Source organism: Pseudoteredinibacter isoporae (assembly GCF_011602085.1).
Classification (GTDB): Bacteria; Pseudomonadota; Gammaproteobacteria; order Pseudomonadales; family Cellvibrionaceae; genus Pseudoteredinibacter; species Pseudoteredinibacter isoporae.
The window spans coordinates 1027602-1051417 of record NZ_JAAONY010000002.1; the positions used below are offsets into that span (position 1 = coordinate 1027602).

The 23816-nt window shown below is 50.7% G+C and carries 25 protein-coding genes; 8 read left to right on the forward strand and 17 right to left on the reverse strand.

Annotated features, from left to right (window positions below; genetic code table 11):
* Positions 1–28: 28 nt before the first annotated feature.
* The 14 genes from G8768_RS13045 to pilM are packed head-to-tail and all read right to left on the reverse strand — an operon-like array spanning position 29 to position 12122.
* The gene (locus tag G8768_RS13045; protein WP_166846064.1) at positions 29–490 is read right to left on the reverse strand and encodes a pilus assembly PilX family protein; all 462 of its coding nucleotides are present in this window, start codon (positions 488–490) and stop codon (positions 29–31) included.
* Complete coding sequence (locus tag G8768_RS13050; protein ID WP_166846062.1) at positions 480–1265, reverse strand: PulJ/GspJ family protein; 786 nt, start codon at positions 1263–1265, stop codon at positions 480–482. The genes G8768_RS13045 and G8768_RS13050 overlap by 11 nt, the downstream gene beginning before the upstream one ends.
* Positions 1265–1759: a prepilin-type N-terminal cleavage/methylation domain-containing protein gene (locus G8768_RS13055; RefSeq protein ID WP_166846060.1), complete on the reverse strand. Its 495-nt coding sequence runs from the start codon at positions 1757–1759 to the stop codon at positions 1265–1267. Before G8768_RS13055 ends, G8768_RS13050 begins: the two co-directional genes overlap by 1 nt.
* Positions 1756–2181, reverse strand: a complete 426-nt coding sequence (locus tag G8768_RS13060) for a prepilin-type N-terminal cleavage/methylation domain-containing protein (protein WP_166846058.1) — start codon at positions 2179–2181, stop codon at positions 1756–1758. The genes G8768_RS13055 and G8768_RS13060 overlap by 4 nt, the downstream gene beginning before the upstream one ends.
* Before the next feature lie 13 nt (positions 2182–2194).
* Positions 2195–2641, reverse strand: coding sequence for a type II secretion system protein (locus G8768_RS21170; protein ID WP_279545845.1), 447 nt, complete (start codon positions 2639–2641; stop codon positions 2195–2197).
* 40 nt (positions 2642–2681) lie between these two features.
* Positions 2682–3905: a type II secretion system F family protein gene (locus G8768_RS13070; protein WP_166846056.1), complete on the reverse strand. Its 1224-nt coding sequence runs from the start codon at positions 3903–3905 to the stop codon at positions 2682–2684.
* Between the two features lie 3 nt (positions 3906–3908).
* On the reverse strand, positions 3909–5642 hold the full coding sequence (locus G8768_RS13075; protein ID WP_166846053.1) for a GspE/PulE family protein: 1734 nt from the start codon (positions 5640–5642) through the stop codon (positions 3909–3911).
* Complete coding sequence (locus tag G8768_RS13080) at positions 5639–6922, reverse strand: tetratricopeptide repeat protein (RefSeq protein WP_166846051.1); 1284 nt, start codon at positions 6920–6922, stop codon at positions 5639–5641. Before G8768_RS13080 ends, G8768_RS13075 begins: the two co-directional genes overlap by 4 nt.
* Positions 6913–7812, reverse strand: a complete 900-nt coding sequence (locus G8768_RS13085) for an ExeA family protein (RefSeq protein ID WP_166846049.1) — start codon at positions 7810–7812, stop codon at positions 6913–6915. The genes G8768_RS13080 and G8768_RS13085 overlap by 10 nt, the downstream gene beginning before the upstream one ends.
* A gap of 12 nt (positions 7813–7824) precedes the next feature.
* Positions 7825–9450, reverse strand: coding sequence for a pilus (MSHA type) biogenesis protein MshL (gene mshL, locus G8768_RS13090; RefSeq protein ID WP_166846047.1), 1626 nt, complete (start codon positions 9448–9450; stop codon positions 7825–7827).
* 21 nt (positions 9451–9471) lie between these two features.
* Positions 9472–9807, reverse strand: coding sequence for a hypothetical protein (locus tag G8768_RS13095; RefSeq protein ID WP_166846045.1), 336 nt, complete (start codon positions 9805–9807; stop codon positions 9472–9474).
* A gap of 10 nt (positions 9808–9817) precedes the next feature.
* On the reverse strand, positions 9818–10531 hold the full coding sequence (locus G8768_RS13100; protein ID WP_166846043.1) for a hypothetical protein: 714 nt from the start codon (positions 10529–10531) through the stop codon (positions 9818–9820).
* Positions 10528–11133 carry a PilN domain-containing protein gene (locus G8768_RS13105; RefSeq protein WP_166846041.1) on the reverse strand — a complete coding sequence of 202 codons (606 nt, stop codon included), beginning with the start codon at positions 11131–11133 and terminating at the stop codon, positions 10528–10530. Before G8768_RS13105 ends, G8768_RS13100 begins: the two co-directional genes overlap by 4 nt.
* On the reverse strand, positions 11133–12122 hold the full coding sequence (gene pilM / locus G8768_RS13110) for a type IV pilus biogenesis protein PilM (RefSeq protein WP_166846039.1): 990 nt from the start codon (positions 12120–12122) through the stop codon (positions 11133–11135). Before pilM ends, G8768_RS13105 begins: the two co-directional genes overlap by 1 nt.
* Before the next feature lie 167 nt (positions 12123–12289).
* Between pilM and trmL the strand changes: the two genes are divergently transcribed.
* The 4 genes from trmL to G8768_RS13130 are packed head-to-tail and all read left to right on the forward strand — an operon-like array spanning position 12290 to position 16263.
* Positions 12290–12775 carry a tRNA (uridine(34)/cytosine(34)/5-carboxymethylaminomethyluridine(34)-2'-O)-methyltransferase TrmL gene (gene trmL, locus G8768_RS13115; protein WP_166846037.1) on the forward strand — a complete coding sequence of 162 codons (486 nt, stop codon included), beginning with the start codon at positions 12290–12292 and terminating at the stop codon, positions 12773–12775.
* A 2-nt stretch (positions 12776–12777) separates the two neighbouring features.
* Positions 12778–13308, forward strand: a complete 531-nt coding sequence (gene fldB, locus G8768_RS13120) for a flavodoxin FldB (protein WP_166846035.1) — start codon at positions 12778–12780, stop codon at positions 13306–13308.
* On the forward strand, positions 13305–15413 hold the full coding sequence (gene mnmC / locus G8768_RS13125; RefSeq protein WP_166846033.1) for a bifunctional tRNA (5-methylaminomethyl-2-thiouridine)(34)-methyltransferase MnmC2/FAD-dependent 5-carboxymethylaminomethyl-2-thiouridine(34) oxidoreductase MnmC1: 2109 nt from the start codon (positions 13305–13307) through the stop codon (positions 15411–15413). Before fldB ends, mnmC begins: the two co-directional genes overlap by 4 nt.
* A 28-nt stretch (positions 15414–15441) precedes the next feature.
* Positions 15442–16263 carry a glutaminyl-peptide cyclotransferase gene (locus G8768_RS13130; protein ID WP_166846031.1) on the forward strand — a complete coding sequence of 274 codons (822 nt, stop codon included), beginning with the start codon at positions 15442–15444 and terminating at the stop codon, positions 16261–16263.
* On the opposite strand, the gene G8768_RS13135 is transcribed toward G8768_RS13130, so the two are convergent.
* The gene (locus G8768_RS13135) at positions 16175–17332 is read right to left on the reverse strand and encodes a DUF484 family protein (RefSeq protein ID WP_166846029.1); all 1158 of its coding nucleotides are present in this window, start codon (positions 17330–17332) and stop codon (positions 16175–16177) included. The genes G8768_RS13130 and G8768_RS13135 overlap by 89 nt on opposite strands.
* Before the next feature lie 300 nt (positions 17333–17632).
* Here G8768_RS13135 and trhP point away from each other — a divergent pair, with 300 nt between their 5' ends.
* The gene (trhP, locus tag G8768_RS13140) at positions 17633–19033 is read left to right on the forward strand and encodes a prephenate-dependent tRNA uridine(34) hydroxylase TrhP (RefSeq protein WP_166846027.1); all 1401 of its coding nucleotides are present in this window, start codon (positions 17633–17635) and stop codon (positions 19031–19033) included.
* 15 nt (positions 19034–19048) lie between these two features.
* Here trhP and G8768_RS13145 read toward each other — a convergent pair whose 3' ends face one another.
* Entirely contained in the window at positions 19049–19951 is a 903-nt protein-coding gene (locus tag G8768_RS13145; protein WP_166846025.1) for an AraC family transcriptional regulator, read from the reverse strand.
* Positions 19952–20086: 135 nt separating this feature from the next.
* Between G8768_RS13145 and cobB the strand changes: the two genes are divergently transcribed.
* From cobB to aptA, 3 genes are all read left to right on the forward strand, one after another.
* The gene (gene cobB / locus G8768_RS13150) at positions 20087–20809 is read left to right on the forward strand and encodes a Sir2 family NAD+-dependent deacetylase (RefSeq protein WP_166846023.1); all 723 of its coding nucleotides are present in this window, start codon (positions 20087–20089) and stop codon (positions 20807–20809) included.
* Between the two features lie 63 nt (positions 20810–20872).
* Positions 20873–21463, forward strand: a complete 591-nt coding sequence (locus G8768_RS13155; protein ID WP_166846021.1) for a CPBP family intramembrane glutamic endopeptidase — start codon at positions 20873–20875, stop codon at positions 21461–21463.
* Positions 21464–21688: 225 nt separating this feature from the next.
* Positions 21689–23011: an omega-aminotransferase AptA gene (gene aptA / locus G8768_RS13160; protein WP_166846019.1), complete on the forward strand. Its 1323-nt coding sequence runs from the start codon at positions 21689–21691 to the stop codon at positions 23009–23011.
* A gap of 94 nt (positions 23012–23105) precedes the next feature.
* Here the strand turns inward: aptA and G8768_RS13165 are convergent, their stop codons facing one another.
* Complete coding sequence (locus G8768_RS13165) at positions 23106–23318, reverse strand: carbon storage regulator (RefSeq protein WP_166846017.1); 213 nt, start codon at positions 23316–23318, stop codon at positions 23106–23108.
* Between the last annotated feature and the right edge of the window lie 498 nt (positions 23319–23816).

The following is a 23816-nucleotide window of genomic DNA, read 5'->3' on the forward strand; positions in this document are numbered from 1 at the left end:
AGAAAGCTTGAAATTAATAAGAAAGGTATTAGGGTTCGCCAGGAATATAGGCGCTTACCGAAATCGTACGGCTCGCGTCAACAGGTGCTGTACCACAGCTGCCCTGACTATCAATGGTGTAGTAGCTCGCATCGTTCAACGAACCGCTTTGTACTGCACAGGAAATCACCGCCCGGCAGTTTTCCAAACCATCACTGCTGAAAGTGATGGCTACCGACGACAGCTCTGTACACGCGGTATTGCCATCCGTTCGATTAATATCTGAACGCAACAAAAGATGACTTAAACCGTAATTAGCACCACTTTCCGCCGCATAAAAAGCACGTTGACTAAAGACTTCTTGCAAAGCGACAAACGGCACACTCGATGCTGATCGACTCAGACCAACGGCCAGCGCCGCTATCGCGATCACCAAAAACAGAGCCAGCGGCAACATAAATCCACGGTTTTTTCGAGGCACCCGGTAAACGGCAAAATGATTAGGGAACATTGCGAATATAAATCCTGTCGTTACTGGGAAATTGTGCCCCACCTTGGCCAAAGACCAGATCCACATTCAATTGAGCACCGTTGTTTTGCGCACCCGATTGCACAGCAAATCCACCGGAACTGATCTCATGATCCACCAAAGTCCCAACGGCGGTCGGAACAAAACCCGTGGCTGAAATGGATGCTGAGCTATATTCGTACAGCGCTCCCTGAAAAACGCAGAAAGCCTTACTGCCACTGACAAAATACACTCGTCGGCTGCTGGCAGATTGCGCGAATACCGTTGCCGAAGCGAGATTGATGGTGCCACCACCTTGACCAACCCCAATCGGAGACGCCAGTGCCGCCAAAGCGGCACCGCTGAATACATCCGCAGAATTTACGCCACCGGCCACAATAAAATTAGCCGAGCCACGATCTACACTGTAGGCCAGCAGATCCAGCGTGGATGAACCCGAAGCCCCGTTCGCGCTTGTGGCAGTTTCATCTTCCAGCAAGCCACCCCCAACGACGGGAATAAATTCCACGCACTGACCGCCAGCTGTTGCTCGCACACTGCTTGGCAATGCATTTTCCAACTCTCTGGCCATGAGGTTCACTGCCAAACGACTGCGACTGAATAAATCGATACGTTCCTGAATGGCTTTTTGGGATTCCAGAAACTGCAAGAAGTAAGAACTGCCCAGACTCCCGATCACCGCTACAATCACTACCACAGCGATCAATTCCACCAAAGTAAAGCCGGCTTGAGCTCTCGAACGGGGAATAGGATTCATCAGTAGTTCCCCTTGTAACTGCTTAGAACCACTTCACTGCTGCCAACAGTTGCTCGCACTTCAATGCGGCGCAGTTGAGCAGCCGATGAAGACAAACCCGTTACGGCCAAACCGCCAGTGCCTTCACTCACACTAACACTGATAGAACAAGCCTGAAGGCTGTTATCAACTTCACCGTGGTAATCACCGATATCATCTTTCAGTGTGGATGCGACGATGGCACCGCAAGCCTGAGCATCCTCCTGGCCACTGCCACAGGCGGGCAAGCCGCCCACTGGGGTGGTGGAAGAAAAGCGCAAAAGAGTAATGGTTTCCAGCTTGGCCTTGGCACATTGCAAAGCTCTGTGCTGCTCAATAGGATCGATGCTGTCGCGATTAAATTGACTGAAGCTGAGGGAAAATGCTCCGGCCACGATCGCCAATAGAACGATAAACACAATCAATTCAACTAGGGTAAAGCCCCGCTGTTGTATTGGCATTGTTTTAAGCGTCATCGCGCAGCACCGTTTGCCGACACGCTGACCGTTACGCTGGCATCTGAGGTGCTGATGGAAATCGTCGCTGCCGGGCTGCGCCCCATTTTATCGAAGGACAGGCTCGCATCGGTAATCTGAATACCCTGCCCCAGAACATACGGATACGTCACGCCACCCAATGTTATACTGCTGCCACCATCGCGCAGATCAATGCTGTCATCCGAGGCGTTGGCAATAAATTCGATCTCGCGATCGCTGGATGCCTTGGCCATCGCCAGATGTCGGGCACTGCGCAACGCAAGCAAGACCTGATCCCGACTTGCCTGCACACGCTGGAGGTCGCCACTATGACTGACGCCAACAACGGAGACAGAAATAATACCGAGTATCACAATAATGGAGACCAGCTCGACGAGCGTAAATCCCCCGGGCTTTTTCATGATCGCAACAGAATCAGTTGGTCACAACATACGCGGTGAACGCGGCGTTGATATCAGCACCTGTAAAACTTCCGTCACCGTTCGAATCATAGACCACGGAGCAAGCCGCTGACGTCCCTTCTGCTGTCGAGATGGCAGTATCAGCAACGTTGTACTTACCATTCGGCAATGCGCCGCCTTCAAGCAAGCCCACAACATCACCACAACTGTTTACGTCCGTTACGGTGGCGGTACTCAGTCCCGCATCTTTTGCCAGGTTATTGGCATGATTCAGTGCGGCCGCACTGCTTAATGCCCCGGCCACACCCTGCAAAGCTGACTGCTCCGCAGAATCGGAAAGATCCACAAAACGTGGCAGCGCTGTGGCCGATAAAATGCCCAAAATAACAATCACCGCGACGAGTTCAATCAGGGTAAATCCTGCTTGACCTTTTACACTGGGTATTGTGTTCATCTTCATAACATCCTCCAAGCCCGAAGGCCTTCTCACCAAAAATTACTCAACGTGTTTGTATTGACAACATATCCCACATAGGCAGGAAAATTCCGAGCGCCAGCACCATAACGAATGCCGCCATAACAACAATCATAATGGGCTCGATCTTGGCGCTGAGGCGTTTAAGGTCGTAGTCGACCTCTTCCTCATAAAATAAAGCCACTTCATCCAAGAGTTCTTCCACCCGACCGCTTTCCTCACCAACCGCAATCATCTGCAGTACCAGCGGTGTAAAAATGCCAACGCCACCATGGGCCTGTAATAAACTGTCACCGCGCTCTACCGAACGGCGAATTTGCAAAACTTGTTCACTCAGGTGCAAGTTATCCATCGCAGCCGCTACCAAACCCAATGACTGATTAATCGGCACACCGGAACGCAACATCAACGCCAGGCCACGGGCGTATCTCGCCATCGATGCCTGTTGGATGATCGAGCCGATAATCGGCAGACGCAGCTTCAATCGACCCCATTGGCGTTTACCGATATCGGTTTTTAAATGTTGCCGAAGAACCAAAACCAATCCCGCTATCACCGCCAGAATATGTGGCCAGTAATGCACAAAAATATCGGACATCCCTATCAAAAGCTTAGTTGACCAAGGCAGTTGTGCATTAAACTTTTGGTACATTTCAGCGAAGGCGGGAATCACTTTTATATTCACTACCGCAATCGCAATGCTCAATGCAATGACAACGAAACTGGGATAGCGAAGTGCAGCTGATACGCGCTTCCGATTGTCAATGTCCTGTTGAATGTATTCGGCAATCTGCTTAAAGGTTTGCTCAAGCTGGCCGCTGTTCTCACCCGCATCCACCATGGAAACAAACATATTGTCGAACACTGTCGGGTGACGCCGAAGCGCATTGGCCAGACTGGAACCCGATTCCAGTTGCTCAACAATAGACAGCAACACTTTTTCAAGAGAACGCTGTTTGGTTGTCGACGCCAATCCTCGAATGGCTTTAATCAAAGGAATGCCTGAACGACTGATGGTATACATCTGCCGGGCAAACATAATGATTTCCTGCTTCTCGACACGCTCCAGACCAAGCGCTTCGTTCAAGCTGTCAACAAAACTCTGCTTCTCTTCCTCCGGATGAATTTCCAGAGGGATGATTCCGCGCTCAGCCAGACGGCTGGCCACAGACTCCGCATTTGCAGCTTCATAGCTGCCCGTCAACTTCTGCCCGTCGGATGATCGCCCTATGTAAGAGAAGCTGGCCATGACTTAGTGCGCCTCAATAAACTGACTTTCGTCGTCGAGCATGGCGCAGATGCGCATCACTTCCTCAAGGGAAGTCAAACCCTGTAACGCATAGGCAAGAGCACTACGCCCGAGGGGAATAAAATTCTTTTGTTTAATCGCGGCCTGATTAAAACCATCCACATCACGACCGCGCAGAGCTTTCGCCATAGCCTCGTTGACATCAAGAATTTCAAAAATACCAATACGTCCGCGATAACCGGTGTGATTGCAGCTGGCGCAACCACTGCCTTTTTTCATACGACTGGTATCCTGCTCACGAGTGCCCAGTAAGCTTTCGATGTATCTCAACTCGGCATCGTTGGGCTCATAGGGTTCAGAACACGCTCGACACACCCGACGAATCAAACGCTGGGCCACGATGGTTTTCAAAGACGCGGCCACCAAATAGGGATCAACGCCCATATCCACCAATCGCAGGGCTGAACTCAAAGCGTCGTTTGTGTGCAACGTGGAGAGCACCAGGTGTCCCGTCATAGCAGCCCGCATAGCGATTTCAGCGGAATCCGCATCTCGAATCTCACCCACCAGAAGAATGTCCGGGTCCTGGCGCAGTGTTGCGCGCAGCACTGTCGAAAAATCCAGACCAATCTTTTCATTGATCTGCACTTGGTTGACTCGCGGCAGGCGGTATTCGACGGGGTCTTCAACTGTGATGATTTTTTTATCGGCACTGTTCAGTTCACTGACTGCACCGTAAAGTGTGGTTGTCTTACCGGAGCCCGTCGGGCCCGTTACCAGAATCAAACCATGGGGGCGCTGAATCGAGGATCGGAAACGTTCAGTATGCATCTTGGTCATGCCGACCTTGTCCAAAGGCAATATGCCCTCAGTCTGATCGAGGATACGCAACACCACCGACTCGCCGTATTGAACCGGCATGGTCGACAAACGCACATCCACTTTATGATCGCGTACCATCAAATGAAAACGGCCATCCTGGGGCAAACGCTTTTCAGAAATGTCCAGGCTCGCCATCAATTTCAGTCGAACCACGAGTGCGCCCGCGATACTGCTCTCGTTGACAATCTGCTCGTACAGAACACCATCAATACGGCGGCGAATGCGCAAGACCGTTTCATCCGGTTCAATATGAATATCAGAGGCTTTGTTTTGAACCGCTTCTTCAAACAGTTTTTCCAGCAAACGAACAACCGGCGCATCGCTCTCTTCGACTTCTCCCAGAAGTCCAGTGACAGTAACCGCATTCTCGGCCAGTTCATCTTCCAACTCGCCGGCCAGGTTGGCGATCTCATCCGTTTGCTGATAAGCCTTGTCGAGCACATCCATAATTTGCCCTTCACGGGCGATCACGGAACTGACCGGGCCATTAAAATGTTTGCGGACTTCGTCCAGGCCAAAAATGTCACTTGGATCGGCCATGGCAATTTGCATGGCACCGTCCTTTTCACCCAGACACAGAACCCGATAGCGCCTCGCCAGGGTTTCCGGCAATTTTTGAACGTCCGCTACCGAAAGCTGCAACTGATCGAGATCCTGATAGGGAATGCCAAGCTGGTCCGAAAGAATGCGCAGCAGCTGGTCTTCCTGAACCAACTCCATTTCCACCAGCGTACGGCCGAGCTTTCGGCCGGTTTTCTTCTGCTCGGCCAACGCTTCCATCAGTTGCGCGTCTGTGATCACCCCCTGTTCAATCAGGATGTCACCGATACGGATCTTGGGTGCTTGAACACTCATAGTGCCGCTCCCTGTCGACTCGCCAGCTCTTCGGCCGAAGACGCTTTACTCAAAGCCTTGATGCGAAGGTTGATGTATTTCAAAACGGCGCGATGCTCAATATTGAACTGTCGTGCCCGCCAATAACTGTTCACGGCTTTCGCACTGCCCATGGCATCTTGGGCGCTGGCCAGACCCAGCCAATACGCTCCATTATCGTTATCGATCAACAACAGTTTCTTATAAATCTTTTCAGCAACCGGAAAATCTTCCAGGCGTTGCGCCAACGTTGCCATGGCCTGATGATATTCCGGCATGTCATCAATCAAAGGCGTTTCCCGCTGCAAGGTAAACAGAGCTTCATCCAGCTTTCCCATGGCTTGCAGCAACTGAGCTTGAGCCAGTCGCTTGCGCTCGGGTTTTTGCAGTTTATTAATCAGAACCTCACCGTCCTGCCAACGGCGCTCTTTCAGCAGCATATGCAATAAGGCTTTATTCAGGCTCCAGTCTTTGCCATGGGCCGACATCAACATCTGCAACTGAGCAATGGCTTGATCAGCCTTACCCTGAGTGTATAAGCGACGTGTCTCTTTAATCTGGTTGGCGAGTCTGGATTTATGGTGATACTGAATATTAAACCGCCCTGAATCGGCTGCGTCCGAGTCAACTTCAGCCGGCGAGGGTGAATTCGAGGTTTGTTGAACAAGTGCCACAGAAGGTATTGTCTTTGTGCTTTTGCCAGAACGCGTATTCGATACCTTCTCCGTAACATTGGCCGGGGGTATGTCAGCCTTGGTGTCTTCGGCACGTATTTCTTGCGAAGCCTCGATCACCGGCTTGGGCATAATCTTACCTTCATGCCTTGCAAGACTCGGATACTCGGCACGGTCCACATCAGGCAACACCAATTGCGGTGTCGAGACTAGTGCGTAATGTTGATTGTGGCTGTGAATCTGGCTCAGAAAATCCCCTTGTGCGGAGGCAGCCGTCGCAGGCAGTCCGTGGATGCTATCAATTAGAGCCTGCTCGGCTTCCTGGCTCTGGTCATCCTGATGGGGTTCTCTCGTCGCAGACATTTTCAGAACTTCTTCCGCAAACCGTGAGGATTCCGGAGTTCCGGCTTTGATGCTTCTGGACAGTTGATAACTGCCAACGCACAGTGCTGCAAAAATAACAGACGCCAGGGCGTACTTTAGAAACGCCCCGAAAGACGTCGCTGAGACCGATTTTCCTTTTGGTTTGGCGAAATACTGCTTAGCCGTTTCCTGCTCGACATTCGCCTTCAGCTGGTTTAAGTCCACAAGCCAAAACCTCCTGGAATAATCAGCGCCGCCGCCACACAAGCCGCCACCGCCCAGCGGGGGAAAGCCTGACCTTGCTTGGCAAGAACCGCATTGCTATCCGCAATGGCGGCTTTCACGGCTTTTTTATCGACCTGCAAATCCCCTTCAGAAAATGCACACATCAGGGCTTTGTCGGCAAGGATATTCAATATTCTTGGATTTCCTGCGCTATAACGGCAGAGCAGTTCCCTGGCTTGCTTCGACATCAGGGATTCATGCCCTCCTGATATCTGAATTCGAGTGGCGAGGTAGCTCATGGAATCAACTTTATCCATCGCCTTTAATTCGGCCTGGTAGGCAATCCGCTGATTGAGCTGACGCATATCGTTACGCGCCAACACTTCATCCAATTCCGGTTGGCCCAGCAGAATAATTTGAATCAGTTTGCGTTTGCCAGTTTCCAAATTGCTGATTAAACGCAGGGCCTCCAGGGTATCTCGAGGCATCGCTTGGGCTTCGTCAATAATCAGTACGACTTTCTTGTTTTTCCTGGCCAGCATCACCAATTGCTTTTGAATATGCAGAAGGATTCGATAGCTCGGTACATCGTGATTCAGCACAATACCCAGCTCATGGGCCAGCAATAATTTGAACTCGCAGGGGTTCACAAATGAGTTGTTGATGTGAGCAATATGATAGTTGTCACCCATCATCGCCATCAGCTTGCGGCACAATGTGGTTTTTCCAGTACCCACTTCGCCACTGATTTTGATAAAGCCCTCACCCTGCTGAAGCGCAATGGCCAGGGTATTCAAAGCCTTCTGCTGAGCGTCACCCAGATAAAACATGTCCGCATCAGGCGTCAGATTAAATGGTTTCTGGTTCAACTTAAAATGATTCAAGTACATAATATTCACACCCTATAGAGAACGAACTTCGTCACTCAGGGCCTGCACACTCAGCTGATTACGCTGGATTTCCTCGGCCCAGGTTTTGTCATCAACCACAATGGGTTTCATTAATATGACCAGTTCGGCTTTTACACGATTGTAGTTTTTGGTCTTGAATAAAGTATCCACAATAGGCACATCACCCAGCACAGGTCGTTTGCCACGACTGTCCACCAGGTTTTCTTTCATCAGGCCTCCCAGCACCACTACCTGACCATGCTTGGCACGCACGATACTGTCGGATTCACGAACTTCGCGCAGGGCCAGCGGCAAACTGAATTGCTGATCGCCTACGGTAATGTTCTTGGTTTGATCGGTCACACTGCTTACCACCGGATGAACATGAAGAATCACATCTCCGTCTTCGGCAATTTGCGGGGTCACGTCCAGCGCAATACCGCTGAAGAACGAAGACAGTTCCAGATTGGGTGTATTGATTGTCGAAGCAGCATTTGACGTCGTTGAATTGCTCACACCGGTAACAAAAAACTCATCGGAACCAACACGAATCACGGCCTTCTGGTTATTCACCGTGGACACTCGTGGACTGGAGAGTACTTGCACCGAGCCCTGGGTTTGCAAGAGAGACAACAACTTGGTGATATCACTGACACCGACCACCGAGGAAAACACTTCCCCGACACCTTCGCTGAATTCCTCAATCGCAAAATTGCCGCCGACGGTGCTGACATTATTCGCGAGCATTAACTGACCGTTAATCGCGTTCCAGTTAATGCCTGCGCTAAAGCTGTCGTTCAACTGCACTTCGAGGATTTTAGTTTCCAATATCACCTGACGTTTGACACTTAGCTGGGATCGTTCCAGAAACTCTCTGACCAGCGCTAATTCAGTCGGTAATGCTTTTACCACCACCATGCCGCCCTGGGGATTGACCATAACCGAACGGCCATTGCTCTCGCCGCCGGGTGCGATCATTCCAGCACCGACAATGGAACGGATAGAACGCTCCAGAGACTGCCAGAAATCGTTGTGGGTTTTGGTTTTCACGCGGGCACCGGAAACTTCCTCTTTGCCAGAGCTATTATTACCCGTGTTGTTCACCGTGTTATTTTGGGTTTGTGATTTAATCTTGGAGACAATCACACTGGTATCTGAAACGCCCTGACGGTCAACATCCAGATAATCAACTGTGAAGACCTGAGTCTGCAAACTGGCCGGAAAGATCGTGTAAATACTCTGATTCTTTCGGTACTCGTAACCATAGATATCACGCACGACATTCAGCACTTCACTCACACTGACGTTATTGAGATTCAGCGAAATGCGACCGGTCACTTTAGGGTGAACCACAATATTGGTTCCCGTCCCTGAAACCAGGCTGGAAAAGAACTCTTTTGCCGCCGCACCTTCAACAGAAATATCAAAGCGCTCTTCTTCATCTGCGCCGGCGTTTTGATCTTCCAGCATTAACTGTTCGGTTAATTCAGCGGCCAGTTCAGCATCGTAGCTTTTTGCCTCTTCATAGGCTGCCTGCATATGTTTCTCTACGGCGAGTTGCTCGGGCACTTTGGCGCAGGCGCTAAGTAACATACCGCCTGCAATCAGTAAGCAGAGTTTTCTATTCAACGTGTCCATCCCGATTCCTCAAATGCTGAATTAACGCAGTGTGATTTTGGTTTTGGCCGCCGATTTCCTGGCCTTCAATACCACTTCTCGATCACCTGCCCGCAAGGTCACACCTTCCTTATTCAGTTCGATCAATTCATAAATACCGAGTTTTTCTCCCAGGCGTAACAAATGGCCGTTGATTTGGGCCAGTTGACGATTGGGGGAAATCAGTAAAGACTGCAATACCAGCGTCTCTTGCTGATGCTGGCGTACTTCCCCGCCCAGTGGGGAACTGGGGTTCTTGCTGATCGCTGGCAGTTCTTCGGCAACACTCCACAGTGAAAACATTGCTCCGATACCTAAGCCCATAAGTCTTCTGATCATCAGCATTACCTCACTCATCCAGCGCTATCACAGCGATTGTTGTATCGGCTGCCTGACGTTGTGGCAGCACACGTTCCGGAGCCAGGGTGTATAAATCCAGGCTCATACTGGCTCTTGGGTAAGCTGTAAGCTCATATTCCAACGATGACCAGAAAATGGGCCACTCGCTTTGTTCCAGCTTGGCCAGAAAGCCGGCCAGAGACAGATAATCACCTTCCAGCTTCAGACGCAGGCGGTGCTTATCCAGCACTCGATTGCGTTTTTCTTTCCCTCTTCCCTGTTGTGCCTCTTCGGTTTCTTTGGGCAGCTCACGCAAGCTGGCCAAGCGAATGTCTTTGGCGTTTTCCGCTAAACCTCGCAACAGTTCCATAAACTGCCGACGACTCAACACTTGCTGGCGAAGCGGTCCCAATTCATTCTCAAGGCGCTCGTTTTTTTCCTGCAGATGACGGATCAGAATTTCCTGTTCCTGATTACTCCGTGATAATTCACTGGCCGCAAAAACAGCCAACTCGGATTCCGTTTCCAACTGCGCCTGGCGCAGCATTTGCAAATCGCTTTTCGCTTTTTTGGTTTTGCCATCCAACCAGGCACCCAGAGTGGCCTCAATCAGCAGATAAGACAGCGCCAGCACCGCCGCTACAATTAGCAGGCGTTCACGTCTATTTCTTTTCTCAAAGCCGTGTTTTAACTGCTCAACCGGGCTCTGCTTTGCGTAAGTCATTTTTTAGCCCCATCCACTAAACTGCCCATGGCAAAAAGTACCTGGCTGTTTTCGCGGTTCATTTGCAGTTCGGTAAACACCGTATTTTGCAGAGCTGATTCGCCTTGCAGACTGCGGAGATATTCAGGTACATATTCCGCTTTGGCGGCTTGCCCGGCCAGACTCAATTGACGCTGTTTGCCTTCCAGCAAAATGCGTTCGATGCTGACACCTGGAATTGAGTTGTTCGCGATGGCGGCCAGAGCCCTATAGAAGCCTCGCCTCTCCTCGCCCACATTGTGCAAATACAATTGCTGGCTCTCACGCAACAAGGCAAGACGTTCCTTTTCCTGCTGCAGGCGTTGTTCCAGCCGTTGTTTCTCACCTGCGGGGATGCTGGCCTTAAGCTTGGCCAGATTGTTGTCCAACTCTTGTTGATTCAAACGCGCTACGGCTTGCTCTTCATAGTGCTGCTGCAAGGTGCCCCACTGCCACAGATACAGCAGCGTCATGACGCCCACTAACAGCAAGACATAAAGCTGCAAATGTCCCCAATCCAGAGGGTCTTTTTTAGGCCGCAGGCGTTCGGGGTATAAATTGATCAGCTGAAGTTGTTCAGACATCAGGCCGCTCCTTGTGTCTGAGCAGCGTGTGCTTCTGCAGCCTTCGGTAATTCCAGAGTGCCGGTCGATAACAAACCTCTCAGAGCACCACCGGTTGCCAATAAGGCACTGAATTCGCCTTCAGCCTCATTCTGATAAGCAACCCACTGCGCCTCAAGTTGCAGCAGTTCGATGGGGATATTGAGAGCTTGCTTGAACGCCTCATCCAATTTGGATTCATGAAGATGTTTGCCCGCCAGTCGAATTTTTGCCGGTGGCAACTGACCGAGCTGGCGCTCGTAGTAATCCAGGGTTCTTTGCAATTCCAGTAATAATTGATCACTGGGCAGCGGCTCATCAATTTCCGCCTGATAGGCCAATTCGAATTTTCTCGACATGGCCAGTTGCCCCTGGGAAAACATCAGCAACTCACCGCGCCCCGGATGAAGAATTGCTAAAGCTTCACCACGAGGATGTGCACCGCTCATTCGCATAACACTGCCCAATGCCAACTCGGAGATATCAACACTTTCCAGACGCAATCCAACCTCATCCAGTTCTTTGGCAATATCCAGTATCTGTTGTTGGGGAGCGGCCACGACATTGACCATCGATTTACCGGCTTTGGCAGTGGATTGGGGAACCTGAAAAACATCGACGACGGCATCTTGCACGGGATAAGGCAGCAGATCCTTAATCTGCCAACCCATAGCCTGAACCAGTTCGTCCCCTTTCAGATTTGGGGATTCCATCAGAAACAGCTGGTAATCTTCATCGGCCAGAACGTAATGACAAGGCAGGCCTTTAAGCCCCATGGTTTTCACCATGAGCTGCAAGGATTTGCGATCGTCATTGAGAGAGCCACTGCTGACAAGCCAACGATAGGAATCGAGCTGCCATCCCTGCTGCTCACGCAGACTGACTTTCGCGATCGCCCAACCTTCAGCATGTTTTACCAAACCTACGGCTGAGGCGCGATGTTGATTTGCGCGCTTCCACCAAGTAGCCATACGTTGTCCCAAATATTCCTAGTTATTAGGATGTGCATTCATTGCTTATAACATCGGACTTTTTGAGATGATCTTTAGCCTCATTACTTAAATATTAGGTGAGAGATTGCAATTTCGCCGGAATAAAGAGGTAGAATGTCGCCCTGATTAACCTATAGCGTCTGAATATGTTTGAAATCGTACTTTTTGAACCCGAAATTCCGCCCAATACCGGCAATATCATTCGCCTGGCCGCCAATACCGGTTGCCAAATCCACCTGATTGAGCCGCTGGGATTTGCCATTGACGATAAGCGCCTGCGACGTGCAGGTCTGGATTACGGGGAATACAAGGACATGAAAGTCCATTCAAATTGGGAGTCTTTTTTAGCAAGCTGCCACCCCAAGCGACTGTTTGCGCTGACCACCAAAGCCACCAAGGCACCCAGTGAGTGTCAATTCGCCGAGGGGGATTTTTTTGTGTTTGGTCCGGAGACCCGTGGACTGCCAGACAATATTCGCTACCACGACGCCATCACTGAGCGATTGCGTCTGCCTATGTGTGTGGGCAGTCGCAGCATGAACCTTTCCAACGCGGCCTCGGTTTTGGTGTACGAAGCCTGGCGCCAATTGGAATTTGCCGGAGCCGTTAGCTGGACAGGTGAACAAGGATAACCATGAGCATTGATATCGCATTGTTTTATGGCAGCTCGACCTGCTATACCGAAATTGCCGCCGAAAAAATTCAGAATGAACTGCAAGACAAACACCAGGCAACAGTGACCCTGTTTAATATCGCCGATGAAGATATTGGCGAAGCACAACACTATGAGTTTTTGCTGTTCGGCATCCCCACTTGGGATTACGGTGAATTGCAGGAAGACTGGGAAGATAACTGGGACGCAATTGACGACATTCACTTTAGTGGAAAAAAAGTCGCCATTTTTGGTCTGGGGGATCAAGTGGGTTATCCCGAATGGTTTTTGGATGCCATGGGCTATCTGCACGACAAGGTTGCCTCACTGGGTGCCAAAATGTGCGGTTACTGGCCAAATCAAGGATACAACTTTGAAGCGTCTACGGCCTTGAATGAAGATGAAACTCTGTTTAATGGTCTGGCACTGGATGAAGAAAACGAATTTGACTTGAGCGAAGAACGTATCGCCAAGTGGTGCCAGCAAATCATGAAGGAATTTCAATCGGCATGAGCCAGGAGCTGCCCTCCGGGGACAACACCCAACAGGTTGCCGACATTCAATGGAATGAAGAGCGTCAACCCATTTGCCAACGATTCGACGATGTGTATTTTTCCACTGATGATGGACTGGAAGAAACCCGACATAATTTTATTCGCCCAAGTCGACTGGCCGAACGCTTTCCAGCTCTAAATAAAGATGAAGTATTTCGCGTTGGAGAAACCGGTTTTGGAACCGGCCTGAGCTTTCTTGCCTGCTGGCAGGTCTGGCAGCAAAGCAATAGCCCGGGGCGATTGGAATTTTACAGCGTTGAAAAATACCCACTCGACCGCACCCAGTTAAAGAAAGCCCTGGTGCAATGGCCAGAGCTCGCTGGGATGGTAGAGGCACTGTGGGAAAGCTATCCCAGTGTTCCGGCAGCCGGCTGGCACCGCCTGGAATTTAACGGTGTTGTGCTGCAGCTATTTATTGGTGATGTGCTTGATGGGCTGTTGGAATTATGCCGCACAAAACACCTCCGCTTTCTTGAGCAGAATCGTCAATTCGATGCCTGGTTTCTTGATGGTTTCGCCCCGGCCAAAAACCCTGATATGTGGCGGGAAGACGTTCTGGAATGCATCACACAGCTGAGCAGAAGGCAGGCCACGGTGGCAACCTTTACTGCCGTTTCGGCGGTACGCAAAAGCCTTCAAGCTCGCGGCTTTGATATGAAAAAGGCGTCGGGTTTCGGTCTCAAACGAGAAATGATGGCCGGTGACTTTACAGGGCCACCTAATGAAGAAAGAAGTTGGCCAAGCTCCGTTTTTTCCAAACTGAACGAGGCTCCTTGGGATTTACAGATTAACCCGACGGAAACACAACGGCAGGTCTGCATCATTGGTGGCGGTATCGCAGCCAGTTGCAATGCCAGAGCGTTGGCCGAAGCCGGTTATTCAGTCACGATACTCGAGCGTCACAAGACCTTGGCCCAGGAAGGTTCCGGTAATCCACAGGGCGTTCTGTATGCAAAATTGTCCCACCGCCCGGAAACCCTCAGTCAATTTAATCTGCACTGCTTGCTCTACGCTCAACGTTTTTACCGCGCACTCCTGAACAACACTGGGGCCAATAATGAACGCAGTTTTGAAGCCGAGCTCTGTGGTGTTGTGCAACTCGCACAAAGTGAAAAGCAATATGCCCAACAGGGACAACTGCTCGACTACCTGGCGCAATATGGACCCACGGAGGATTTTGTTCAGCGACTGCCGGCCGAAGAACTCAGCCGGGTCAGCGGTATCGACATTGATAAACCTGGCCTTTATTTCCCCGACGCCGGCTGGCTAAACCCGGCCAGCGCTTGTGAAGCGCTCTGCCAACACCCCAATATTGAGATTCGCTTCGAGCAGGAAGTTGAGAATGTCATGAGGAAAGGTGAGCTATGGCAATGCCTGGATGCCTCTGGACAGATTCTAAACACCAGCCATTTAGTCGTTATCGCCAATGCCAATGACGCCAAGCGCTTTCAACAAAGTGCCGAGCTGCCTTTGAAGCCCGTTCGTGGCCAGGTGAGTTATATTGAGGCAAGCGCCGGGAGCGAAAAGCTGCAAACGGTGGTCTGTGGACGGGGTTACATCGCGCCCGAACGGAACGGTCAGCACTGTCTCGGCGCCAGTTTTAATCTTCATGAGCGAACTCTTGATCTGCGACTCGAAGAGCAGCAATCAAACTTTCAGCATCTTCAAGACGATTGCCCCAGCCTGTTTTCAGCACTGAACACAGAGGATGAACCGGCGCTGCGTGGTCGCGTTGCCTTGCGCTGCACCAGCCCGGATTACCTGCCGCTGGTGGGCCCGGTTCACGATGCAGCCGCCATGCAAGAGCGCTTTGCCCTATTGTCACACAATGCCAAAGCGACCATTCCCACACCGGGTTGTTATCATGAAGGGCTCTACATCAGTGTAGCCTACGGCTCCCGTGGCCTCTGCTACGCACCACTGGCCGCAGCAGAATTACTGAGCCAGATTCAGCAAGCCCCCAGCCCAATGGGCGCAATGCTACGCAAAGCCCTCAATCCGGCCCGCTTTACGATCCGTGATATGATTCGGCGTAAAAGTCCAAATCCTGCGGTCAAAGCCTGAGTCACTCACGGGGATCATTATTTTTCGAATGTTAGGTACATACTCGCGAATACTGCTTGCTGCCAGCACGCTGCTCTGCCTGCAAAGCCAAATGGCTTTTGCTGATGCGACCCGGCCCAGCCCGGAAACTCTGGACTACCAAATACTCGCTGAAGAAAAACACGATAGTCGCAGCTTTACCCAAGGCTGGGAAATCGCCGGGGATTTTATTTACGAAAGCAGCGGTGGATACGGCCGCTCATTTATTCGCAAAAGCGAGTATCCGAAAGCGACCATTGCCCTGGAAAAACGATTGCCCGCCAATTGGTTCGCTGAAGGCCTTACTGTCATCGGCGATCGCCTTTACTTGCTGAGCTGGCGCCAACAAAAAGGTCTGCTGCTCGATACCGAGGAACTCAAACCACTGGCACAATTCCATTATTCGGGTGAAGGTTGGGGCCTGTGCCATATGGACAATGCGATTTACATGAGCAATGGCAGTGGAACCCTACAGATCTTTAATACCCGTTTTCAAAAACAAGGGGAGCTGTCTTTACCGTCAAGCGACAATGGCAGAGCTTGGCAGAATCTTAATGAGCTGGAATGTGCCAAGGGCTTAATCTGGGCCAATATCTGGCAGGAAAAACGTGTCATTGCTATCGATCCGCAAACCGGTGACGTCAAATTCCAATTGGACTTGAAAGCCTTGGGTTCATCGATGAAAAGTTCAGATGCCGTACTGAATGGAATTGCCTACGACGACAAGCAAGACGCCTTTTGGTTTACCGGGAAGCTTTGGCCGAAACGTTATCTTCTGAAGCTGAATTTTCCTGAAGAAGCGGCTCCTTCAGCTCAAAAAGCTGATCAATAACCTGATTACGGCCACCGCGCTTCGCTTCGTACATCACCTCATCCGCTGCGGCCAACAGGCCGTGACCAACCAATTGCAAATCGCAGCGTCCTTCCTGCTCGGGGCACCAGGTCGCCAGGCCAATCGATACCGTAGGCCGAACTTTCTGCGCACCGCACACATCAATCACCATGGCCTCCACGGCAGCACGAATACGCTCGGCCAAACCGGCTGCCGCCGCTTGTGGGCAACGCGGAGCCAGCACCACAAATTCCTCACCCCCATAACGGGCGAGAAAATCCGTTTTGCGCAACTGCAAGGACACTTCAAAAGCCAGATGCTTAAGCACCAGATCACCGGCCTGATGACCATACTGATCATTGATCTGTTTAAAGTGATCCACATCCACAAACATACAACTCAAGGGTTCCTGATTGCGCTGGGCTCGCTCAAGCTCACGTTCCAGCTCCCCTTCGAAACTTCGGCGGTTGTTCACCTGGGTAAGCATATCAACTTTCCCCTGGCGACTCAGATGCTCGCGTCCGATGCAGTTTTCCAGACAGACTGACACAATTGACGCCAGGCGAGATAAAAAGTCGGTTGCCATATCCGGCTGAAAACGTTCATTGGAATCACTGGCAAAATGCAAGCTTCCAATCAGCTTGTCCTGCCTCAACAGTGGCATACAAGCGGTGGAAACCACACGCCCTGCCCCTGGGAAAATTCGCCCGGCGGTCAACACATCCATTTCACCCAAACTGACTTCCGGTGTTTGTGGATAGAGCGTATTAAGAAAGTCGACGCCGTTACGCATCTGCAAGGCAGAGCCATAGTCATTGAGATCAAGCTGCTCCATTAACTCGCGAACCGAGTAATCGGAATCAATAATCACTAAACTGACGGCGGATAAAGAAAAGTGGCGCTGGGCTTCAATTAACAACAGATTCAATAAGTCACGCAGGCACTGGCAACCCAGCAACTTAAATTCATAGGCATGAAAGTGTTGCTGAATACTGTGATTTTGCTCGATACGCCGTAATAGCAGTTTTACGGTGCTCTGCAGACGCTTGTTTTCCTGCTCTATATCCATAGCCGCTACCGATAGTAAACCGGGGTCGCCATGCCCCGGCTGACGGGCTCTTCACTGCAAGCGAGCCACCCGCATTGTGCTTATCGACAGTACAGAACAATTCTTCAAACAATTCCTCCGAGCCGGACGACAAACCGATCAAAGGTAGGGTTATTGTCAATCCCTCAAACTCGGGCAGCGGCAGCAAAGTTAGCCATTACTAACAGCCACCGCAAAATCACCACCATTTAGGGTGATGAAAATCTAGGCAGCTTGCCGTACAATGCGCGCCCGAATTAACCCATACAGAAATAAGGCTTTATGAATACCCCGTTTACCCCCGAGCTTCTCTCCCCAGCTGGCACCTTGAAATCCATGCGCTATGCCTTTGCCTATGGTGCAGATGCGGTTTATGCCGGGCAACCACGTTACAGCCTGCGTGTTCGTAACAATGAGTTCAATAAGCTGGACAATCTCGCGGCGGCGGTCGAGGAAGCCCATGGTATGGGTAAGCAATTTTATCTGGCCTCTAACTTGTCACCTCACAATGACAAGGTACGCTCTTACGTCCGGGATCTGGAGCCTGTGATCGATATGGGTCCTGATGCCCTGATCATGTCGGATCCGGGGTTGATCATGATGGTGAAAGATCGCTGGCCGGAGCAGGAAGTTCACCTGTCTGTGCAAGCGAATGCCGTGAACTGGGCCTCAGTGAAATTCTGGGAGCGACAGGGTATCAGCCGTGTGATTCTTTCTCGGGAATTATCACTGGATGAAATTGAAGAAATTCGCCAGCAGTGTCCGGATATGGAACTGGAAGTGTTTGTTCACGGTGCTCTATGTATCGCCTACTCTGGCCGTTGCCTGCTTTCCGGTTATATGACCCATCGAGATTCCAATCAGGGTGCCTGCACCAATTCCTGTCGCTGGGAATACAATGCTCACACAGCCAAGGAAAATGAAACCGGTGACTTAATTGCCGTTGATCAACCCCAGGGCATTCGCAGCAGTGACAATCCGGTTAACACCGATGATTTAAGTGCGGTCCATACGCCCAAAGATTATGACCCCAGCGGCGTCAATGAAGTTGAACCGTTGTTGCTTCAGGAAAAGAACCGTCCCGGTGAGTTAATGCCGGCGTATGAAGATGAGCATGGCACGTACATTATGAACTCCAAAGATCTGCGTGCCGTACAACATGTTGAGCGCCTGGTGAAAATGGGTATCCACTCTCTTAAAATTGAAGGCCGCACAAAAAGCCATTATTACGTGGCCCGCACCGCACAGGTTTATCGCCGCGCCATCGACAACGCCGTTGCCGGCAAACCCTTCGACTTTAATTTGATGGCCGAGTTGGAACATCTCGCTAATCGTGGCTACACCGAAGGCTTCTACCGCCGCCATGTACCCAGCGAATACCAGAATTACGAGAAAGGGGTTTCCAGCAATCCAAACCAGCAATTTGTCGCGGAAGTGAATGGCAGCGATGGCAACCGTCTGCATTTGGAAGTGAAAAATCGTTTCAGTGTTGGCGACAAACTTGAGTTGATCAGCCCCCGGGGCAATCACAGTTTTACGCTGGAAACCATGCGCGATAAACACGGCCATGATGCCGAAACCGCACCCGGTTCCGGACATCAGGTTTCCGTTGATTTACCCGAGCATATTCAATTGCAGGACGGCGATGCAGATTACACCCTGTTGATGCGTTACACCGCCTAAGCCAGCAATAAGGCGTTACGCCAAGGGCAACAGAATGTGATTAAGCGCTTGGGATTCCGGCACTTCGGGAAAGAATCTCAAGCGTTCGATCAGTAAAGGCGCGTCGGCCACCTCCTCGCCACTTTTCGGCAACCAATGCTCATACAGATATTCAATCGCAGTGGACATGGCCTCATCGCTGCCCTGATGTTGTATTTTTCCATAGCGACCTGCCGGCAGACGCTCAAAATCCAGGGGCAATGTTTCGCCCTCCAGAATCGATACGCTTGATGTCCAGTCTCTGTCGACCGGCCATTCACAGGCCAGATCAAATCGGTAGTCAGCACCCGATTCACGCGGGTCTTCATAAAAGCGATTAAATGTTCTGGCCACGCTTGGGGGTAAACGCTGGGATTTCCGCCAGGCAATAAACTCTCCAATGCTATTGCCCAGTCGCGAGGCAGGTCCCTGATGACGATAGACCGCCAAGCCTAATTCTTCTCGTTCAACAATCTCTACGGTGTAATGCCTGTTCATACTTTGTAACTCCCTGACAGCTTCCAATGTTTGCAGCTTTTGCGTAAGTGCCGTCCAGTTCGCCTGCTCCCGAAAGTCTCTGGGGCTTTGATCTGAATAGCGTTTAAAGGCCCGAGAAAATGCCTCGGCGCTGTCATAGCCGGCTTGCAGAGCAATATCCAAGATTCGCTGTTCCGAACGAAACACCAGGCAATAGGCCGCGCGTTTCATTCGCAACAGACGCACACACTCGGCAAAACTCACCTTCCAACAGGCTTTAAACTGACGCTGAAAATGAAACTCGGAAACGTGTAAACGCTCACAGATGGATCGAATGGCAAGATCCCCATCCAATTGCGCGTCGATAATAGTTAAAGCTTCGCCCATTCGTTGATAACTGCGAGCGCCTAAGGTCTTGTTCATTTCAGAAAAACTCGAGCCATGACAAATAAAAACAATAGCGCGTATCATAGTGGCCAGGGAGCAGCCACTCTTGATCAAAGCTGCGCAAACACGGTGAATAAAGTTCATTCACCAGTAAACCAAAGGCCAATGAACATGCATCAGAAAGATTGTCGCAACATTGTTATTTTAACCGGTGCGGGCGTCTCTGCCGAATCGGGCTTGGATACCTTTCGTGACAATGGCGGCTTATGGGAACAACACCGAGTAGAAGATGTTGCAACACCGGAAGCGTTCGCCCGCGATCCGCACCTTGTACAGCGCTTTTATAATTTGCGCCGCAAAGCCCTTCTGGAAAGTGCAGAGCCTAACGGCGCCCATGTTGCTCTGGCAGATTTTGAAAAACGCTACAGCAAAGCCGGCCTTGGGGAATTTACTCTGGTTACCCAGAATGTGGACGATTTACACGAACGCGCCGGCAGTCAGCAGTTACTGCATATGCACGGCGAACTGCTGAAAATCCGCTGCCAACAAAGCGCCCGGGTTTACGAGTGCCGGGAAGACATTGCTGTTGAGAACCCCTGCCCCTGTTGTGAAAGCCCCGGACAACTGCGCCCGGATATTGTCTGGTTTGGTGAAATGCCAATGTTCATGGATGAAATCGAACAGGCTTTGTCGCGCTGCGACATTTTTATCGCCATTGGCACATCCGGACAGGTTTATCCCGCAGCTGGCTTTGTACAAATGGCCAAGGCCTATGGTGCACATACCGTCGAACTGAATCTTGAAGCGTCGGGCAGCCAGTTTGATGAAGGACACTATGGTCCGGCCACAGAAGTCGTGCCTCGATATTTCAATAGCTTGCTGGCCTCTGGCTAAGCCAAAGAGTCATTGCAAGAACAACAGAACAAAAATAAAGGATCGAAACCAAAGGACAACCACTTGAACAAAAAAGTTGCCACGCCCCAAATACCTCAAATCTCCTTTAGTCTGATCATAAAAAGCCAGCTCGGCCTCGCCCTGTTGGGTTTTGTTCTCGCCGGTGGCTACCGTGGAAACTGGCAAATAGAAGATGCCATTTTTGTTCTCTATGGGGTCCTGTTGGCTCTGGCCAGCTTTCTGTTGCTGTTCATGGTTTACAAAACCCTGCCCCGAATGGTCCAGAGCTTAAATCGGGATCTGGAAATCTACGGCACCATGATTGGACATATGAACAACTGGCAGTTAGCCGTGATCGGCGTACTTGCCGGGCTCTCGGAGGAGTGGCTGTTTCGAGCATTTCTCCAGGATTTCATAATGGGCTTTTCAGGGAACGACTCCCTGGGCTCGGCAATCGCTATTGTTATCGCGTCTCTCGGATTTGCCGCCTTGCATGGTCTTTCGCGTTTGTACTTCCTGTTCACCTTCATTATGGGACTGATGCTTGGCTACGCTTACCACTTGAGTGGCAGCCTGCTGATGGTGATTATCTGGCATGGCATTTACGACATCATTGCCCTGATATGGTTGAAGCGTAAAAACTGGTCTTTGTGAGCCTCAGCCTATTAGACACCTCCCCTTATATGCGGACAGTTCTAATATATGATCAGCGCTATACAGATAGCTCGACGCCTCCCCCTTTGGTCGAATATTCTTAATCTTTAAATAGATAAATAATAATTTACCGACGCATTAAACTTGCCTATTCTGAGGGGGTTTACTGATTACTTTTCCTGATAGCTTACGATATAGCAGCAGGACTTTAGAGTGAGGATTCCCATGAGCACCATTAATACCGAGCACTACTGGCTACCGTTTACCCCGAACCGGGCCTTTAAAAAGAACCCCAAGATTTACACCAAAGCACAGGGCATGACCATGACTCTGGCCGATGGCCGTGAAATCCTTGATGCCACCGCCGGTTTATGGTGTACCAATGCTGGCCACAGCCGCCCGGAAATCGCCGAAGCGGTTCACAAGCAACTGCTGGAAATGGACTACGCCAACCCCTTCGGCTTTGCTCACGAGAAAGCGTTTGAGCTGGCCACCCGCCTGAGCGAAGAAATTGCTCCTGCGGGCGTTAACCGTGTATTTTTCACCAACTCCGGTTCTGAATCCGTCGATACGGCTCTGAAAATTGCCCGCGCCTACTGGCGTAAACGCGGCCAGGGCGGCAAAACTCGCTTTATTGCCCGCCAAAAAGCCTATCACGGCGTTAACATGGGTGGTGTGTCGGTTGCCGGCCTGACCCCAAACCGTGCAGTCTTTGGTCAAGGCCTGGAAGTGTCTCACTTGAGTCATACCCGCCTGGAAGAAAATGCGTTCAGTCGCGGTCAAGGCGAACATGGTGCGGACAAGCTGGCTTATGAACTGGAACAGCAAATCGCCATGTACGATGCCAGCAACATTGCGGCGGTTATTATCGAGCCAATGGCCGGTGCCGGTGGTGTGATTATTCCACCTAAAGGTTATCTGGAAAAAGTTCGTCAGATCTGTAACGACAACGATATCCTACTGATTTTTGATGAGGTGATTACGGCCTACGGTCGCCTGGGTGACGGTTCTGCTGCACGTGTTACAGGCGTGACTCCGGACATCATCACGACCGCCAAAGGCCTGACCAATGGCGCCGTTCCAATGGGCGCGGTTCTGGTCAGCCAGGATGTTCACGATGCCTTTATGCAGGGCCCGGAAAACGCACCTGAATTCTTCCACGGTTATACCTACTCATCCCACCCGGTTGCCTGCGCGGCGGCGCTGGCCACTCTGGATATCTACAAGAACGAGCAGTTATTCCAGCGTGCCGGGGAAATGGCCAAACCTTGGGAAGATGGTATTCATCGTTTGGATGACAGCGAGTTCACTACCGATGTTCGTAACTGGGGATTGGTTGGCGCGATTGATTTTAAGAGTGGCCCTGCCGCGAATGGCATCGATGGCCTGACACGCGCTCAGAGTGTTGCGGCAAAAGCCTTGGAAAAAGGAATTACAGTTCGTGCGGCTGGCGATACCATCATGATGTCGCCGCCTCTGATTATTGAACAATCCCACATCGATCAGATCTTCGATGCCTTGCAGGAAGCAATCAACGAGGTTCAATAAGCCATAAAAAATGCGCCAATAACGATCAAGTGTTATTGGCGCATTTACCTTGGATCAATTCAATAGCGCTTGTTAATAGCGTTGGCCCGCTGCATCACTTTTTCGCGGTGCCCGACTTCTCTTTGCTCAAGCTGCTCATAATGCTTTCCAGCAGACCTTCGGGTGCAATTTCTTCGCGATAAACTCTTACTGAGTCGGGGGCACTTACACCAACAGCCACCTGGCGACCTGAAATTGACACAATTTCTATACAAATATCATCGCCTATGATCAGTTTTTGACCGGCTTTTCGTGTCAAAGTAAGCATGATTATGTTCCACTAATTGCTACGGTTGTTACCCAGTCAAATGGCCCATCCGTGAGACTTCTTTTGACTATGTTTTCCGGCTTATGACAGGGTTGGCAACCTTCCCTTTTTACTGCTCCATGCAATGCACAAAATTGGGGCTTTGCGCTGACTTGTGGGTAAATTGCGGGTTCCGCTGTCTACTTTGTAACGCCGGAAGGTTAACTCTGTCACAAAAAATGACTTTTTTGACTCATGCAGAAGCATGGAAAGGCGTGAACGGTGATCAAATCGCTTAAATTCACACAGAGGTTTGAGTAATAGTCAACCGCTTGGGAGGGCTTAGTATGGTGGATTTGTTGATCAAGTCATCGAAATGAAACATTGATCTGGCAAAAATCTTTCCTGTATAGGCAGAATGAGTTCCCCACAGGGAAATTATATGTCAGAATCCGTGCATCAAAGTAGTCGTTGTGCCACTGAGGTCCTCTCTGATCGCAGCAGCCAAAACCACAATAA

What these genes read in the sequence shown, in the direction of transcription:
- G8768_RS13045 (WP_166846064.1), bottom strand. Translation starts at nt 490, where the DNA reads ATGTTCCCTAATCATTTTGCCGTTTACCGGGTGCCTCGAAAAAACCGT.
- G8768_RS13050 (WP_166846062.1), bottom strand. Translation starts at nt 1,265, where the DNA reads ATGAATCCTATTCCCCGTTCGAGAGCTCAAGCCGGCTTTACTTTGGTG.
- G8768_RS13055 (WP_166846060.1), bottom strand. Translation starts at nt 1,759, where the DNA reads ATGACGCTTAAAACAATGCCAATACAACAGCGGGGCTTTACCCTAGTT.
- G8768_RS13060 (WP_166846058.1), bottom strand. Translation starts at nt 2,181, where the DNA reads ATGAAAAAGCCCGGGGGATTTACGCTCGTCGAGCTGGTCTCCATTATT.
- G8768_RS21170 (WP_279545845.1), bottom strand. Translation starts at nt 2,641, where the DNA reads ATGAAGATGAACACAATACCCAGTGTAAAAGGTCAAGCAGGATTTACC.
- G8768_RS13070 (WP_166846056.1), bottom strand. Translation starts at nt 3,905, where the DNA reads ATGGCCAGCTTCTCTTACATAGGGCGATCATCCGACGGGCAGAAGTTG.
- G8768_RS13075 (WP_166846053.1), bottom strand. Translation starts at nt 5,642, where the DNA reads ATGAGTGTTCAAGCACCCAAGATCCGTATCGGTGACATCCTGATTGAA.
- G8768_RS13085 (WP_166846049.1), bottom strand. Translation starts at nt 7,812, where the DNA reads ATGTACTTGAATCATTTTAAGTTGAACCAGAAACCATTTAATCTGACG.
- mshL (WP_166846047.1), bottom strand. Translation starts at nt 9,450, where the DNA reads ATGGACACGTTGAATAGAAAACTCTGCTTACTGATTGCAGGCGGTATG.
- G8768_RS13095 (WP_166846045.1), bottom strand. Translation starts at nt 9,807, where the DNA reads ATGATCAGAAGACTTATGGGCTTAGGTATCGGAGCAATGTTTTCACTG.
- G8768_RS13100 (WP_166846043.1), bottom strand. Translation starts at nt 10,531, where the DNA reads ATGACTTACGCAAAGCAGAGCCCGGTTGAGCAGTTAAAACACGGCTTT.
- G8768_RS13105 (WP_166846041.1), bottom strand. Translation starts at nt 11,133, where the DNA reads ATGTCTGAACAACTTCAGCTGATCAATTTATACCCCGAACGCCTGCGG.
- pilM (WP_166846039.1), bottom strand. Translation starts at nt 12,122, where the DNA reads ATGGCTACTTGGTGGAAGCGCGCAAATCAACATCGCGCCTCAGCCGTA.
- trmL (WP_166846037.1), top strand. Translation starts at nt 12,290, where the DNA reads ATGTTTGAAATCGTACTTTTTGAACCCGAAATTCCGCCCAATACCGGC.
- fldB (WP_166846035.1), top strand. Translation starts at nt 12,778, where the DNA reads ATGAGCATTGATATCGCATTGTTTTATGGCAGCTCGACCTGCTATACC.
- mnmC (WP_166846033.1), top strand. Translation starts at nt 13,305, where the DNA reads ATGAGCCAGGAGCTGCCCTCCGGGGACAACACCCAACAGGTTGCCGAC.
- G8768_RS13130 (WP_166846031.1), top strand. Translation starts at nt 15,442, where the DNA reads ATGTTAGGTACATACTCGCGAATACTGCTTGCTGCCAGCACGCTGCTC.
- G8768_RS13135 (WP_166846029.1), bottom strand. Translation starts at nt 17,332, where the DNA reads ATGGATATAGAGCAGGAAAACAAGCGTCTGCAGAGCACCGTAAAACTG.
- trhP (WP_166846027.1), top strand. Translation starts at nt 17,633, where the DNA reads ATGAATACCCCGTTTACCCCCGAGCTTCTCTCCCCAGCTGGCACCTTG.
- G8768_RS13145 (WP_166846025.1), bottom strand. Translation starts at nt 19,951, where the DNA reads ATGAACAAGACCTTAGGCGCTCGCAGTTATCAACGAATGGGCGAAGCT.
- cobB (WP_166846023.1), top strand. Translation starts at nt 20,087, where the DNA reads ATGCATCAGAAAGATTGTCGCAACATTGTTATTTTAACCGGTGCGGGC.
- aptA (WP_166846019.1), top strand. Translation starts at nt 21,689, where the DNA reads ATGAGCACCATTAATACCGAGCACTACTGGCTACCGTTTACCCCGAAC.
- G8768_RS13165 (WP_166846017.1), bottom strand. Translation starts at nt 23,318, where the DNA reads ATGCTTACTTTGACACGAAAAGCCGGTCAAAAACTGATCATAGGCGAT.